The sequence below is a fragment of the Streptosporangium sp. NPDC004379 genome, assembly GCF_042873875.1.
Taxonomy (GTDB): Bacteria; Actinomycetota; Actinomycetes; order Streptosporangiales; family Streptosporangiaceae; genus Streptosporangium.
Genome location: NZ_JBIAMC010000012.1, coordinates 44,731 through 59,723, shown reverse-complemented (window position 1 = coordinate 59,723; position 14,993 = coordinate 44,731). Strand labels below are relative to the sequence as shown.

Below are 14,993 nucleotides of genomic sequence, written 5' to 3'. Positions count from 1 at the left end.
ACTCTGTTGGGGCGGAGGCAGTCAACTACACGTCACAAGCCGGTAGGTTTGCCTCCTGACGCTCCATGCCCACCGATCGACCGCGAACAGGAGATCTGCCGCATGTCGCCCTATCTGCTGGGTTTGCGCCTCTCCGGACGGCGGGTGCTCGTCGTGGGCGGTGGACGCGTCGCCCAGCGGCGGGTCCCGGCGCTGCTCGACGCCGGTGCGCTGGTCACCGTCATCTCTCCGGAGGTCACCCACGCCCTCGACGACCTCATCGCGGCCGGCCGCGTGATCTGGGAGGCCAGGCCGTACGAGGTGGGCGACCTGGACGGGGCCTGGCTGGTGCAGGCGTGCACCGACGACCGGGCGGTCAACGCGGCGGTGGCCGCCGAGGCCGAGGCCAAGCGGATCTGGTGCGTGCGCGCCGACGACAGGGAGGCCTCGGCGGCGTGGACCCCCGCCCGCGGACGGGTCGACGAGATCGACGTGGCGGTCACCGCCGGTGGTGATCCCCGCCGGGCGGCGGGGATCCGGGACGCCGTGGTGACGGCGTTGCGCGACGGCACGATCGACGCCCGGCGCGGCCGTACCAAACCGGTGGGTGTGGCGCTGGTCGGCGGGGGTCCCGGTGACCCGAGCCTGATCACGGTGCGCGGCCGGCAATTGCTCGCCCAGGCCGACGTGGTCGTCGCCGACCGGCTCGCGCCGCGCGCCCTGCTCGACGAGCTTCCCCCGGACGTCGAACTGATCGACGCCGCGAAGGTCCCCTACGGCCGGTCCATGCTCCAGGAGGAGATCAACGGACTGCTGGTCGAGCACGCCAAGCAGGGCAAATTCGTGGTCCGCCTCAAAGGGGGCGACCCATTCGTCTTCGGGCGCGGCGGAGAGGAACTGCTCGCCTGCGCCCGCGAAGGCATCCCGGTCATCGTCGTACCGGGCATCACCAGCCCCGTCGCGGTGCCCGCCGCGGCGGGTGTCCCGGTGACGCACCGCGGCGTCAGCCAGGAGTTCCACGTGGTGTCGGTCCATGTTCCGCCCGGCGATCCGCGATCGACCGTCGACTGGCCGAACCTGGCGGGTTCCAACGGAACCCTGGTGCTCATGATGGCCGTCGAACGAATCGGGATAATCGCCGAAACTCTTATCCATGAGGGACGTTCGCCGGAAACTCCCGTGATGGTGGTACAGGACGGTACTCTTCCCACCCAACGGGCTCTCCACGCGACGTTGTCCACCGTGGCGGAGCGCGTGACCGCGTCCGGGATCCGGCCACCTGCGATCGTGATCGTCGGCGATGTCGTGAAGGTCGGCCAGGAGGTCGATATGGTTCGAGCGGAGCGCGTACCGTGAAGTCGCCTGCCAACAGGCCCCCCCACCCGGACGAGCGTGATCGCCGAGTCGCCCGCGCCTCACGGGAGCCCTCCGGCGACGCCGCTCCGGACGACGCCGAGTCGCCCGGGGAGCAGACCCTCGCCTTCGGAGCCATCGACCCCGCCAAGGACCCCCGCGCGTCCGGCCGGCCCCCGGCCGTCGGGGACGCCGGCGGATCCACCGCCCCGCCCGCCGATGATCCGATGGCCGCCTTCCGTGCCGCCGCGGCGGCGGCCCAGGCGAGAATCGCGGCCCTGACCGGCGACGCGCCCGCGCCCCGCGAGGGCGCCGCGGGACCGCCCCCGCCGGGTGCGGGGCCTGCCCGTCATCCGGGGGGAACGCCCGCGCGGCCCGATGTTCCCGGACGGCCCGCGGACGCGCCTGCCCGGCCCTCGGGCGAGGTGCCCCCGCGGAGTGGGGCCGCCTCCCCGCCGGTGAACGGTCCCGCCGGCCCGCCGACGGGCGACCCGCTCGCGGACTTCCGCGCCGCCGCGACGGCCGACGACCCGATGGCCGCCTTCCGTGCCGCCGCGGCGGCGGCCCAGGCGAGGATCGCGGCCCTGACCGGCGACGCGCCCGCGTCGCCGGCGGGCGGTCATGAAGCCTCATCAGCCGCCCCCATGAGCAGCGCTCCCGTGGAGAAGGCCCCCGTGGGCGACGCCCCGGTCTCCTCTCCAGACTCTCCCGAGGGCGTGACCTCCGCAGGCTCTCCCGGGGCCTCTCCGGGCTCTCCCGAGGGTGCGACCTCCGCGCCTCCCTCCCCGGACCGGTCCGGGGAGGCGTCCACGTCCGCCCGCATCGACGACGCAGGCGAGGGTCCCGGCGAGAACGGGGAGACCACCGGGGCCGCGCCCGCTCACGTCGTGGCCGGCCCGGCCGACGGCCCGGACCTCGTCGGCGACTCGGACCGCGTGGACGACTCGGACCATGCAGACGACTCGGACCGCGTGGACGACTCGGCTCCCGTACACGATCAGGTCCTCGCGGATGTCCAGGACCCCGTCGCGTCCGAGGCCGTACCCGCCGCTGAGCCCGTGCGTGACCGGACTTCCGGGGACGTCCGGGATCCCGTCGTCTCCGAGGCCGTACCCGATTCGGAGCCCGTCGTGTCCGGGGCCGCGCAGGTCCCGGACATCGCGCGGGTCCCGGACCCCGCGCAGGTCTCGGACCCCGAGCAGGTCCCGGATCCCGCGCGTGGTCCGGGCCTCGGAGAGGACTCGGAGCCCGTCCGGGATCCGGCGCCCGATGAGGGCCCGGTCGCCGCACACGACCCGCGTTCCGTGCGCGACCCGGGTCCTGCGCCTGCCCCGGGTCCTGCGCCCGCCCCGCGTTCCGCGGACGGCCCGGACCGGATGCGGGAGACCCCGCTGCCCGACGCCGCCGCCGGCCTCCTGAGCCGCGCGCTGACCGCCGTGCGCGAGGGCGTCACCGGCCTGAGGTTCGGCCTCGACCTCCCCGGGGCCGAGGAATCGCGGCGGGCTCAGGAGGAGGTCCTCGCCCAGCTCGACGACTACGTGATCCCCCGGGTCCGTACGAGCACCGCCCCCGCGCTGGTGGTCATCGCGGGCTCGACCGGCGCGGGCAAGTCCACACTGCTCAACACCCTGTCCGGGGCCCGGGTCAGCCCCACCGGCGTGCGCCGTCCGACCACCGCCACCCCGGTTCTCGCCTGTCACCCCGACGACCGGGACTGGTTCGCCAAGGGCGACGTGCTGGGAAGCCTGCGCAGGCAGGAGACCGTCCCGGCCGCGGTCGGCCGTGACTCCCTGGTGCTCGCTCCCGCGGAGGGTCTTCCGGCGGGCATGGCCCTGCTCGACACCCCGGACATCGACTCGGTCGTCGAGGAGCACCACGAGATCGCCCACCGCATGCTCGACGTGGGCGATTTATGGATATTTGTCACCACAGCGACTCGTTACGCCGACGCCCCGGCGTGGCGACTGCTGCGTCTGGCCAAGGAGCGCGGGGCCGAGCTGGCCATCGTGCTCTCCCGGGTGCCGCCCAGGTCGCGTGACGTGGTCACCAAGCACTTCTTCAGGATGCTGGCCGAGTACGGCCTGGGCGACGTCGAGCGCTTCGTCGTCGAGGAGAGCAAGGTCACCGGCGGCATGCTCCCCGCCCACGAGGTCGCCGAGCTCCGCGACTGGCTGACCGGGCTGTCCATCGACGAACAGCGCCGGGCGCGCGCCGTACAGGCGACGCTGTCCGGCGTGCTCGACAGTTTCCGCACCCGGATGCCCGCGCTGGCCCGGCAACTGGAGTTCCAGGTCGCGTTCCGGGGAGAGCTCCGCCGGGACGTGGACGCCGTCTACGGCGGGGCGCTGGCCGCGATCGAGAAGGCGACCGGCGACGGCTCGCTGCTCTGCGGCGAGGTGCTCGCCCGCTGGCAGGACTTCGCGGGCTCGGGCGACCTCATGCGGACCCTGCACCTGCGCAGGCCCGGCCGGTTCGCGGGCAAGGCGGACCGGCAGGCCCCCGAGCGGATCACCGCGCTGAAGGCGGCGCTCCGGGCGGGCCTGGAGTCCGTCGTCATCTCGGCGGCGCAGCGGGCCTCCGAGGAGGCCGTCTCCCGCTGGTCGCAGCGGCCCGGCACGGAGAAGATCCTGGCGGTCGCCCCGGATCTCGGCCGCGCCTCCGACGACCTGGCGCGCAGGACCGGCCGTACCATCGCCGCCTGGCAGGACCACATCGTCGAGCTGATCCGCACCGAGGGCGTGAGCAAGCGGTCGGTGGCGCGGCTGGTCTCGTTCGACGTCGAGTCGCTGGCGCTGGTCTTCACGGTGGGCCTCCTCGGGCACGGTCCGGCGGAGGCCGCCGGGCCCGGTTCGGGAACCCTGCCGCAACGGCTCGTCAACGCCCTGCTGGGTGCCGAGTCGGTGCGGACCATCGGCGCCAGGGCCCGCAGCGACCTGCACGCCCGGATCGGCGCGATCTTCGACGACGAGACGTCGCGTCACACCCGGGTCCTCGACGGCGCGGGTGTGCCGGACGAGTCCGCCGCCACCCGCCTCTACCAGGCGGCGTACAACCTTGAAGTGGTCCGCGCGGGGCGAGGTGCCCCCGCGGTGAACGAGGAACGGTAAGCGAGCGATGACCACCGTTGGCACCACCCGTACCCGGCAGGGAATCGGCGTCAGGCTCGCCGCACTGGCCCGGGTCGTGGAGCTGGGACCGGACAGGGTCGATCCCGAGATCCTCAGCGGCTCGGGGCGACTGCTGCTGCGCGCCGGAGACCGGCTCAAGCTCTCCTCCGAGCACACCGTGGTCGCGCTCGCCGGAGGCACGGGGAGCGGCAAGTCGACCCTGTTCAACGCGGTCTCCGGTCTGGAGCTGTCGCCGACCGGGGTCCGCCGCCCCACGACGGCCCGTACCCACGCCTGCGTGTGGGGCCTGGACGGCGCCGGTCCGCTGCTCGACTGGCTGCAGATCCAGTGGCGGCACCGTTTCGCCAGGGCCAGCGCGCTGGACCGGGGGGAGGGCCGGTTGCACGGGCTGATCCTGCTCGACCTGCCCGACCACGACTCCATCCGGGCGCTCACCGACACCGAGGCGGACCGGCTCATCCAGATCGCCGACCTCGTGGTGTGGGTGCTCGACCCGCAGAAGTACGCCGACGCCTCCACCCATCGCCGCTACGTCACCGAGCTGGCCGGGCACGACGCGGTGACGATCTTCGTGCTCAACCAGGCCGACCGCCTGGAGCCGGAGGAGCGGGCCGAGTGCGTCTCCGACCTGGCGGACCTGCTGCGCCGCGAAGGGGTCACCGACCCCGTCATCGTCACCACCTCCGCGCTCACCGGGGAGGGCGTCGATGAGCTGAAGGCCGTCCTCGCCGAGACCGTCACAAGGCGCCGTGCGGCGGTCCAGCGCATCGAGGCCGACCTGGACCGGCTCACCGCGCGGCTGACGAAGGCCATGCCCGCGGAGGGAGCCCCGGCCGCCGCCGCGTCCGTCGACGAGGCCCGCAGGATCGGCCTGACCGACGCCCTCTGCGACGCCGTCGGCGTGCCCGCCGTCGGAGAGGCCATGGAGAACGTGTACGGCGTGCGGGCGACGGAGTGGCTGGGCTGGCCGTACGCCCGCTGGACCGCCGCGCTCCGGCCCGACCCGCTGAGCAGCCTGCGCCTGGGCGGGCTGAAGGAGGAGATCCGCGGTCTGACCGGGGGCGCGGTCAGCGCCCAGCCCGCCGAGGTGGACAACGCGGTGCACGCCCTGGCCGACGGCCTGACCACCGGCATGCACGAGGCGTGGCGCAACGGGATCAGGGACGCGGCGCGTTCCCACGCGGACCGGCTTCCCGGGGTGCTCTCCGAGGAGCTGTCGGAGGTCGCGCCGCGCCTCGACCGGGTCCCCGCCTGGTGGCGGCTGGCGCGGGTCTGGCAGTACCTGCTCGTCCTGCTCTTCGTGGCCGGTCTCGCCTGGGCGGGTACGGCTTTCGCCTACGGAGTGTTCGGCGCGGGGAAGCCGCCCGCGGCGCTGGAGTTCTTCGCGGACGCGGCCTCGCTGCCGTGGGTGGGGCTGATGATGTTCTCGGTCCTGGGGCTCGGCCTGCTCTCCGCCACGGCCGCCCGCAACATCGTCGCGATGCGGGCGGAGAACGAGCGGGAGCGCCTGGAACGGGAGATGCGCCGCAGGGTGGCCGCGGTGGCCGGAGAGCTGGTGATCGATCCGGTGGAGAAGGAACTGAGCAGGTACAACGAGTTCTACGCCGCCATGCGCGGCGTCCAGGGGTGACGTCTTCCGTTCTCTGTGGGGCCGGGGTTGTCCACAGGGCCGGGGCGTGATCACGCGGTCATCCACAGAACGACGTTCGGAGACCCGTGCCGATGGCGGCACGGGCCATCGTGTCCTCAGGCCGCGGGCAGCCCGCCCGCCTTCACGGGAGATCACGATGAACGACATCCAGATCACGCTGACCGGCAACGTCGCGGCGCCGCCGCGCCAGCACACCTTCCCCGACGGAAGCCGGGTCACCTCGCTCAAGGTCGCCTCGACCAGTCGTTACTTCGACAGGGACAACCAGCAGTGGTGCAACGGCGAGACGACGTACTTCGGCGTCCGCTGCTTCCGCGGGCTCGCTGACAACGTCGCCCAGTCGGTACGGCTCGGCCAGCCGATCGTCGTGCAGGGGCGGTTGCGGATACGCGAGTTCGTCCACGAGGGCGAGCGTCGTTTCATGCCCGAGGTGGAGGCCAACTCACTCGGCCACGACCTGCGTTGGGGCCTCGGGAGCTTCACCAAGCCGATGCGGGGCGGGAACGCCCCGTCGCTGGGCCGCGACGAGCGGAGCGAGCTCGACCACGGGACGCACGACTGGGCCATGGGCGGTACGGCGGCCCTCACGTCCGCACCCGTTCCCGGTGCCGCGGCGGGATCCGTCCCGGACGCCGTGACGCCGTCCGTTCCGGGCACCGCGGCGGTGTCCTCTCCCGGAGCCCTCACGCTGGTCCGGTCCGGCGACGGCGCCGCGGGCGGCCAGGATCCGGCGGGGCACGACGCGACCGTTGGGACGGGGGCGGAGAGGACCGGCATGGAGGAGGCCGGCGCGGAGGCCGTCGTGAAATCCACCGGGGACTCCACCGTGGAGTCCCCGGTGGAGCGGGCCGGGGAGGAGGTCACAGGCGCGGAGCGGGCCGCCGGTGAGGGTGCCGCTGTGGAGAGGGCCGGCGGGGAGGCCCCCGGCGAGGCCGCGCGGAAGCCGTCAGGACGGAGATCCCAGAGGCGGGAGTCACCGGTGCCGGAGGAGACGGACGAGACGCCGTGGCCCGTCGAGGTGCGCGCGGCGGCCTGAACCGGTGATCGGATCGGCCTGAGCGTGATGCCTGCCGGGCGGGTGTTCCGCTACGGTTCCCCGGCGCGGCAGGCATCATAGGCCAGGAGCGCGTCGAGCCGGTGAAGGCGATGTTTCCGAGGTGGCCGACCGCGCCTCCCCTCGGGAGCGAGGATCATGATCCGCCGTTACATCGCCTGGCGCGACCGCAACGCCGGCGACTCCCGCCTACGGAGGATCGTCAACAGGGCGGACGTGGCCTGACGCGGCATAGCTCAGTCGGCCAAGGCGGCGACCAGCCGTGTGACCAGTGTGCGCGTCTCCTCGACCGACCTGAGCACCGTCGCGGGAATGCGGCAGGTGGTCGAGGAGGTGACGGCGACCACCGAGGCCGTGGACGGGCTGGTGCTCGCGGCCCAGCGTTTCCGCCCCAGGCGCGAAGAGACGGCGGACGGGCTGGAATTCACCTTCGCGCTCGCCTACCTGAGCCGCTTCGTCATCGGCCATGACCTGATGGGACACCTGGAACGCGCCGAGGCGCCCGTCGTGATGAACATCGCCGGACCCGGCGGCTTGCCGGGTCGCATCAACTGGGACGACCTCCAATGGCGCGAAGGCTATACGGGGATGCGCGCGGCGATGCAGTCCTCTCGCTGCAACGACCTGCTGGGAACCGCCTTCCCCGCCCGCTACCCGGCCGCTCGCACGCGCTATGTCCTCTACAACCCCGGCTTCGTGAACACGGGCATGGCCGACCCGTTGCCGCAGCCCATGCGTGCCGTCACCAAGGCGCTCGCCCGGCTCTTCGCGATGCCGGTCGGCAAGGCGATCGTGCCGATCGCCGCACTGCTGGACGCCGCGCCGGGACCCGCCCTCACCGCCTGCATGCGCGGCAGACCGTTGTCGCTGACCGGCAAGGATTTCGACCCGGCCGCCGCTGCACGCCTCGATCGCATGACGACGGACATCCTCGGGCAGATCACTACAACTCGGTGACCCCTCGTGGCGGCCCCACGGTAGTCCGGGAAGCGAGCTTCCCGCTCGGCTTTCCCGCGGAGGCGTTCCGGTCTGGCAGAGGTGTTCTCCGGATGACGAGGTTCCCGCGGTGGGCTTCCGGTGCCGGGCGGTGTCCCCGGGAGACCCGAGGGGTGAGGGGGCATCGGCCGGACGCGGCCGGTGCTCCGCCGGGAGGGCGGTGGCGCCGGTGGAGACGGCCCGATGGTCTTGCCCGTGCCAGATGCCGGAGCACCTGTCAGGTCCAGGTCACACCCCGCAGCATGGCTGCTCCTTTCCCACGCGGTCCGCTCGGCGGGGAGCGGGTCCTTTCGCTCGCGGGCCGTCGAGACACGCGCCCACCCGCTCAAGGTAGCGGTTCCCGTCGCGCGCCGCACACTCCGCAACTATCGTGTTACACATCGTTAGTCGGAGAAGGGGGCGACATGACGGCACCCGGTCACACCTCGGTCAAACCGCGTGACGGTGTGACGGCCTTGGCTGATCGCTGGCCCTTGCTTGGGCAGCGCCGTCCACTGGTCGTCTATCTTTGCGCGATCGTAGCGCTCGATTTCCTCGCCGTCGGCTTCTTCGCCGTCTCGACGGACTTCCGCTGGCACGACGTGCTCACCTTCACCGCGCTGATGGCGTGCGGAGCCGTCTGCATCGAGGCGACCCGCAGGCTCGGCATGCCCGCCGGCGTCTCGCGCGACCTGCTGTCGGCCTGGTGGCTGCCCGTCGCGTTGCTGCTGCCTCCGGTGTACGCGCTGCTGTCGCCGATCCCGCTCCAGATCCTGCTGCAGAAGCGCGTGCGCGAGACGGTGGCCTACCGGCGGGTCTTCAGCTCGGCCGCCATCGGCCTGGCCGCGTGCTCGGCCTCGGTGCTGTTCCACTCCGTCGTGGGCGATCTGAGCGCGCTGACCACCGGGGCAGGGGTGCCGATCCTCGTCGCCGTGGGGTGCGCGGCCCTGTTCACGGTGCTCAACACCGCGTTGATCGCCATCGCCGCGCACGCGGCGGCGCCCGACAGCCGGTGGAGGGAGGTGCTGTGGAACCGGGAGAACCTGCTGCTCGACGTGGTCGAGCTGTGCGTCGGCATCCTCGTCGCGATCACCTGCGGGCTGAACCTCGCCCTGCTGGTGCTGGCACTGCCGCCGGTGATGCTGCTCCAGCGCAGCCTGCTGCACGCCCAGCTCCAGGCCGCGGCCCGCACCGACCCGAAGACCGGCCTGCTCAACGCGGCGGCCTGGCAGCGCGAGGCCGACACCGAGATCGTCCGGGCCCGACGCACGGGGGAGACGCTGGCCCTGCTGATCGTGGACATCGACCACTTCAAGCGGGTCAACGACACCTACGGCCACCTGGTCGGCGACCAGGTGCTGGCCGGCGTCGCCTCGACCATCCGCAGCCAGCTGCGGGACTACGACGTGGTGGGCCGGTTCGGAGGCGAGGAGTTCGTCGTCCTGCTGCCCCGGGCCGATGTGACCGAGGCGCGCAGGGTCGCCGAGCGGCTGCGGTCCCGCATCGGGCGGATGGCGGTCCCCGCCGACGACAATCTCGTCACGGTGACGATCTCCGCCGGCGTCGCGATCATGAGCATGCACGGAGACGACCTGATCGAGTTGCTCGCCGCCGCGGACCTCGCTCTTTACCAGGCCAAGGAGATGGGCCGCGACCGGATCTGCCTTCCCGTCGCCGTGATTCCCCGGCCCACCGGCCCCGGACCCCGGCCGCCCCTAGCAAAGCCCGAGAGGCCCTAAGCTAGAAGTCATGCCGGAGTACATCTATACATTGCAGCGCGTGCGCAAGGCGCACGGCGACAAGGTCGTCCTCGACGACGTCACCTTGTCGTTCCTGCCGGGCGCCAAGATCGGCGTCCTGGGCCCCAACGGCACCGGAAAGTCGACGCTGCTGAAGATGATGGCGGGTCTGGAGCAGCCGTCCAACGGCGACGCCCGGCTCATGCCCGGCTTCACCGTCGGCATGCTCCAGCAGGAGCCCCCGCTGAACGAGTCGAAGACCGTGCTCGGCAACGTCGAGGAGGGCGTCGCCGAGACCAAGGCCATGCTCGACCGGTTCAACGAGATCAGCGAGCTGATGGCCACCGACTACAGCGACGAGCTGCTGGAGGAGATGGGCAAGCTCCAGGAGGTCATCGACCACCGCAACGCGTGGGATCTCGACAGCCAGCTCGAACAGGCGATGGACGCCCTGCGCTGCCCGCCCCCGGACGCCGACGTCACCACGCTCTCCGGTGGTGAGCGCCGCCGGGTCGCGCTGTGCAAACTGCTGCTGGAGCAGCCCGACCTGCTGCTGCTCGACGAGCCCACCAACCACCTCGACGCCGAGAGCGTCCAGTGGCTGGAGTCGCACCTGGAGAAGTACCCCGGCACCGTCCTGGCCGTCACCCACGACCGTTACTTCCTGGACAACGTCGCCACCTGGATCCTGGAGCTCGACCGCGGCCGTTGCCACCCCTACGAGGGCAACTACTCCACCTACCTCGAGGCCAAGGCCGCCCGGCTCAAGCTGGAGGGTCAGAAGGACGCCAAGCGCAAGAAGCGCCTGGAGGAGGAGCTGGAGTGGGTCCGCTCCAACGCCAGGGCCCGCCAGACCAAGAGCAGGGCGCGTCTGCAGCGCTACGAGGAGATGGCCGCCGAGGCCGACAAGTACCGGAAGCTGGACTTCGAGGAGATCCAGATCCCGCCGGGCCCGCGCCTGGGCACCACGGTCATCCGTGCGGAGAACCTCACCAAGGGCTTCGGTGACCGTGTCCTGATGGACGACCTGTCGTTCGACCTGCCCCGCAACGGCATCGTCGGCGTCATCGGTCCCAACGGCGTCGGCAAGACCACCCTGTTCCGGATGATCACCGGGGGGGAGACGCCGGACAGCGGGAAGATCGTCGTCGGTGAGACCGTCCAGATCTCCTACGCCGACCAGAGCCGCGGAGGCATCGACCCGCAGAAGAACGTCTGGGAGGTCGTCTCCGACGGGCTCGACCACATCAAGGTCGGCCAGGTGGAGATGCCGTCGCGCGCCTACATCGCCGCGTTCGGCTTCAAGGGCCCGGACCAGCAGAAGAAGGCCGGTGTCCTGTCCGGTGGCGAGCGCAACCGGCTCAACCTGGCCCTGACCCTCAAGCAGGGCGGCAACGTGCTGCTGCTGGACGAGCCCACCAACGACCTCGACACCGAGACGCTCTCCAGCCTGGAGAACGCGCTGCTCGAGTTCCCGGGCTGCGCGGTCATCACCTCGCACGACCGGTGGTTCCTCGACCGCATCGCCACCCACATCCTGGCGTGGGAGGGCGACTCCGACTGGTTCTGGTTCGAGGGCAACTTCGCCGACTACGAGAAGAACAAGGTCGAGCGCCTGGGGGCCGACGCGGCGCGTCCGCACCGAGTCACCTACCGCAAGCTCACCCGCGACTGACGCGGAACGGCATGAGGCGGCCCGCCGCACCCCGTACGGGGAGCGGCGGGCCGCCTCATGCGTCCTGGCCGTCTCGCGATTCCGAGCCGTCTCCGCCTCCGGCTGTCTCACGCCTCCGGCCGTCTCGTACGGCGAGACGGCCTCGCGTGCCCGGGTGGCTTCACGCGTCCGGGCCCGGCCGCCCGCCGGGTCAGGGCGTGTGCAGCCAGGCGGCGGTGTCCGGGGGGAGCAGATAGCCGTCCACCGGCGCGCTGCCGATCAGCACGTGCTCGTGCGGGGGAAGCGGCACCGGCTCGGTGCCGCAGTTGAGGACGCACGTCAGCGGGCCGCGGGTGAAGACGAGGGCGTCCTCGGGGGAGTCGAGCCAGGTGATCCCGCCGGGCAGGGCGCCGCGCAGCTCGCGCCGGGCGCGCAGCGCCTCCTTGTAGAAGTGCAGGGTCGATCCCGGGTCGGCGGTCTGCCGTTCGGCGGTCAGCGCGGCCCAGTCGCCCGGCTGCGGCAGCCACGCCCCCGCCCCGTCGGGTGAGAAGCCGTACGGCGCGGCCGTACCCGACCAGGGCAGTGGCACCCGGCACCCGTCCCGGCCCGGCAGCGAACCCTCGGAGCGGCGGAAGACGGGGTCCTGGCGCACCTCCGGGGGAAGATCCTTGACCTCGGGGAGTCCGAGTTCCTCCCCCTGGTACAGATATGCCGACCCCGGCAGGGCCAGCATGGCGAGCAGGGCGGCCCTGGCGCGGGCCAGGCCGGCCGTGGAGTTCGCCAGACCCTCGCCGTACCGGGTGACGTGGCGGACCACGTCGTGGTTGGACAGCACCCACGTCGGAGCGGTCACCGCGGCCAGGGTGTCGTCGATGACCTTCCGGAACGCCGTGGCCGACCACGGCGCCTCCAGCCAGGCGAAGTTGAAGCTCTGGTGCAGCTCGTCGGGACGCAGGTACAGGGCGAGGTCCTCGGCGGAGTCGGTCCATACCTCGCCGATCGCCATCCGCTCCCCGGGGTAGGAGTCGAGGACCTTGCGCCACTCCCGGTACACCTCGTGCACCTCGGGGCGCCCCCAGATCGGCGACTCGGACCGGAACGCCTGGTCCTCGGGGGGCAGGTCGGGCAGGCCGTCGGCCTTGTAGAGGCCCATCGCCACATCGATCCGGAACCCGTCCACCCCGCGGTCCAGCCAGAACCTCAGCACGTCGAGGAACTCGGCGTGCACGTCGGGGTGGCGCCAGTTGAAGTCGGGCTGCTCCGGCGCGAACAGGTGGAGGTACCACTGCCCGTCGGGGGTCTTCGTCCACGCGGGGCCGCTGAAGGTCGACTGCCAGTTGTTGGGCGGCTCGTCCCCGCCGTCGCGGAAGACGTAGCGGTCCCGGCCCTCACCTCGCAGCGCCGCCCTGAACCAGGGGTGCTCGGAGGAGCTGTGGTTGGGCACGATGTCGACGATCACCCGCAGTCCCAGCGCGTGCGCGTCGCTCACGAGCGCGTCGAAGTCGGCCAGGGTGCCGAACAGCGGGTCGACGTCACGGTAGTCGGCGACGTCGTAGCCGCCGTCGGCCATGGGGGAGGGGTAGAAGGGGGTCAGCCAGATCGCGTCCACGCCGAGCTCGGCGAGGTAGGGAAGACGCTGCCTTATGCCGGGCAGATCGCCGACGCCGTCTCCTGAAGCGTCGGCGAAGCTGCGAACATAGATCTCGTAGACGACGGCATCACGCCACCAGGGGATTTCCATGTGCTTGGATTGCCCTGGCCCGATGCGGTTTATGCGTCGGAGACCCTGCCGTTACCACCCCGTCGGTCAGACGCCCGGCGCGTTGACCATGCTGTGGGCGGCGTACACCAGGTAGTCCCACAGGCGCTTCTCCGCCTCCTCGGGGAGCTCCAGCGAGACCACCGCGTCGTGCATGTGCCGCAGCCAGGCGTCGCGTTCGGCCGGGCCGATGACGAACGGGTTGTGCCGCATCCGCAGCCGCGGGTGGCCGCGCTGCGCGCTGTAGGTGTTCGGGCCGCCCCAGTACTGCATCAGGAAGAGGGTGAGCCGGTCCTCGGCCCCGGCGAGGTCCTCTTCGGGGTAGAGCGGCCACAGCAGCGGGTCTTTCACGACGCCTTCGTAGAAGCGGTGGACGAGACGGCGGAAGGTCTCCTCGCCGCCGACGGCGTCGTAGAAGGACTGTGGTTCCTCGGGGATAGCGGACACGGCTCCAAGCCTAAGCGACGCCGGACCCGGACGGCGTCAGCCGGCGATCGTGATGGCCGCGCGATCCAGGGCCGACTTGACCCGGAGGCGGAGCTCGCGGGCGATCTCGGACTGCCGGGAGGGGATCGTCTTGGCGCTGATCCGGAAGACGATCGCGGTGTCGGAGATCTGCTCGATGCCCCAGACCTGCGGCTCCTCGACCAGGATGACGTCGCGGTAGGCGGGGTCGCCCCACATGTCGTCGACCACCTGCTGGAGCAGCTCCCGGACCGCGGGGATGTCGGAGGCGTAGGCCACCGGGACGTCCACGACGGCGCGGGCCCACCCCTGCGACTCGTTGCCGATCCGGACGATGGTGCCGTTGCGGATGTACCAGACCCGGCCGTCGCTGTCGCGCAGCCGGGTGATGCGCAGGGTGACCGCCTCGACGGTGCCGGCGGCGGCGCCCGCGTCGATCACGTCGCCCACGCCGTACTGGTCCTCCAGGAGCATGAACATGCCGGCGATGAAATCCTTGACGAGTTCCTGGGCGCCGAAGCCCACGGCCACGCCGACGATGCCGACGCTGGTGAGCAGGGGCGCGATGGGGACCGACAGCCGGTCCAGGACGGTCAGCACGGCGGTGCCGAGGATGACGACCGAGGCGACCGACCGCAGCACCGAGCCGATGGTCTCCGCCCGCTGCCGGCGCCGCTCGGCGGCGACCGCGTCGAGACCCTCCAGCGGGATGTTCTGCTTGCCGCGCAACCGGCCGGCGATCGAGCCGCCGTTGGAGGCGGAGGCGCGGCGCACCACCCGGGTGATCAGGCGGTTGGCGACGTTCCGGGTGATCAGTGCGACGAGCACGACGAGAACGATGGCGATCGCGCCGGCGACCGCGGGCGCCCAGGCGGCGGGCAGGACGGACTGCATGAGACTGCAGATTAGCCCTCCACCGTTCTCACATCCCTTGGTAAGGCCCGCACTCATGTCGAGAAGTTGTTCCACTCCTGGCACGTCGGTGGGCGCCGGAGTGGGAGTGGGGGCGGGGGCGAGCAGGAACACGGAGTGGATCCCTCCCGGATCGGGTCGGTAGGCGAAACGGGCAACTCGCGTTGCCAGTCCATATTGCCGACCGATCCGGCCGCCGTCACATCGCGCCGGGGAAGACGGGGACGCCCGGACCGGGGCCGCGGGGGCGGATCCGGAGACGGCCCGGTGGCGGACGGCCCGGCCGGGGCACGCACCCGGAAGCGTGTCCCGTGCCGTTCCCGG

At 71.9% G+C, this 14,993-nt stretch carries 10 protein-coding genes; 7 read left to right on the top strand and 3 right to left on the bottom strand.

Annotation, left to right across the window (positions count from 1 at the left end; all coding sequences use genetic code 11):
• Positions 1 to 102: 102 nt before the first annotated feature.
• From cobA to ettA, 7 genes are all read left to right on the top strand, one after another.
• A complete protein-coding gene (cobA, locus tag ACFYSC_RS24780; protein WP_389966034.1) occupies positions 103 to 1,335 on the top strand; it encodes a uroporphyrinogen-III C-methyltransferase in 1,233 nt (410 codons plus the stop codon).
• A gap of 1,373 nt (positions 1,336 to 2,708) precedes the next feature.
• On the top strand, positions 2,709 to 4,439 hold the full coding sequence (locus ACFYSC_RS24775) for a dynamin family protein (protein ID WP_389966031.1): 1,731 nt from the start codon (positions 2,709 to 2,711) through the stop codon (positions 4,437 to 4,439).
• Positions 4,440 to 4,446: 7 nt separating this feature from the next.
• Complete coding sequence (locus ACFYSC_RS24770) at positions 4,447 to 6,090, top strand: YfjP family GTPase (protein WP_389966029.1); 1,644 nt, start codon at positions 4,447 to 4,449, stop codon at positions 6,088 to 6,090.
• A gap of 157 nt (positions 6,091 to 6,247) precedes the next feature.
• Entirely contained in the window at positions 6,248 to 7,147 is a 900-nt protein-coding gene (locus ACFYSC_RS24765) for a single-stranded DNA-binding protein (RefSeq protein WP_389966026.1), read from the top strand.
• 282 nt (positions 7,148 to 7,429) lie between these two features.
• Positions 7,430 to 8,122: a hypothetical protein gene (locus ACFYSC_RS24760; protein ID WP_389966023.1), complete on the top strand. Its 693-nt coding sequence runs from the start codon at positions 7,430 to 7,432 to the stop codon at positions 8,120 to 8,122.
• Positions 8,123 to 8,616: 494 nt separating this feature from the next.
• On the top strand, positions 8,617 to 9,879 hold the full coding sequence (locus ACFYSC_RS24755) for a GGDEF domain-containing protein (protein WP_389966020.1): 1,263 nt from the start codon (positions 8,617 to 8,619) through the stop codon (positions 9,877 to 9,879).
• A gap of 10 nt (positions 9,880 to 9,889) precedes the next feature.
• On the top strand, positions 9,890 to 11,554 hold the full coding sequence (ettA, locus tag ACFYSC_RS24750) for an energy-dependent translational throttle protein EttA (protein WP_389966017.1): 1,665 nt from the start codon (positions 9,890 to 9,892) through the stop codon (positions 11,552 to 11,554).
• A gap of 190 nt (positions 11,555 to 11,744) precedes the next feature.
• Here the strand turns inward: ettA and ACFYSC_RS24745 are convergent, their stop codons facing one another.
• The 3 genes from ACFYSC_RS24745 to ACFYSC_RS24735 all read right to left on the bottom strand — a co-directional run bounded on the left by ACFYSC_RS24745 (position 11,745) and on the right by ACFYSC_RS24735 (position 14,651).
• Positions 11,745 to 13,274, bottom strand: coding sequence for an alpha-amylase family glycosyl hydrolase (locus tag ACFYSC_RS24745; RefSeq protein ID WP_389966014.1), 1,530 nt, complete (start codon positions 13,272 to 13,274; stop codon positions 11,745 to 11,747).
• Positions 13,275 to 13,340: 66 nt separating this feature from the next.
• Positions 13,341 to 13,739, bottom strand: coding sequence for a globin (locus ACFYSC_RS24740; protein ID WP_362930306.1), 399 nt, complete (start codon positions 13,737 to 13,739; stop codon positions 13,341 to 13,343).
• 36 nt (positions 13,740 to 13,775) lie between these two features.
• Positions 13,776 to 14,651 carry a mechanosensitive ion channel family protein gene (locus ACFYSC_RS24735; RefSeq protein ID WP_389966010.1) on the bottom strand — a complete coding sequence of 292 codons (876 nt, stop codon included), beginning with the start codon at positions 14,649 to 14,651 and terminating at the stop codon, positions 13,776 to 13,778.
• Between the last annotated feature and the right edge of the window lie 342 nt (positions 14,652 to 14,993).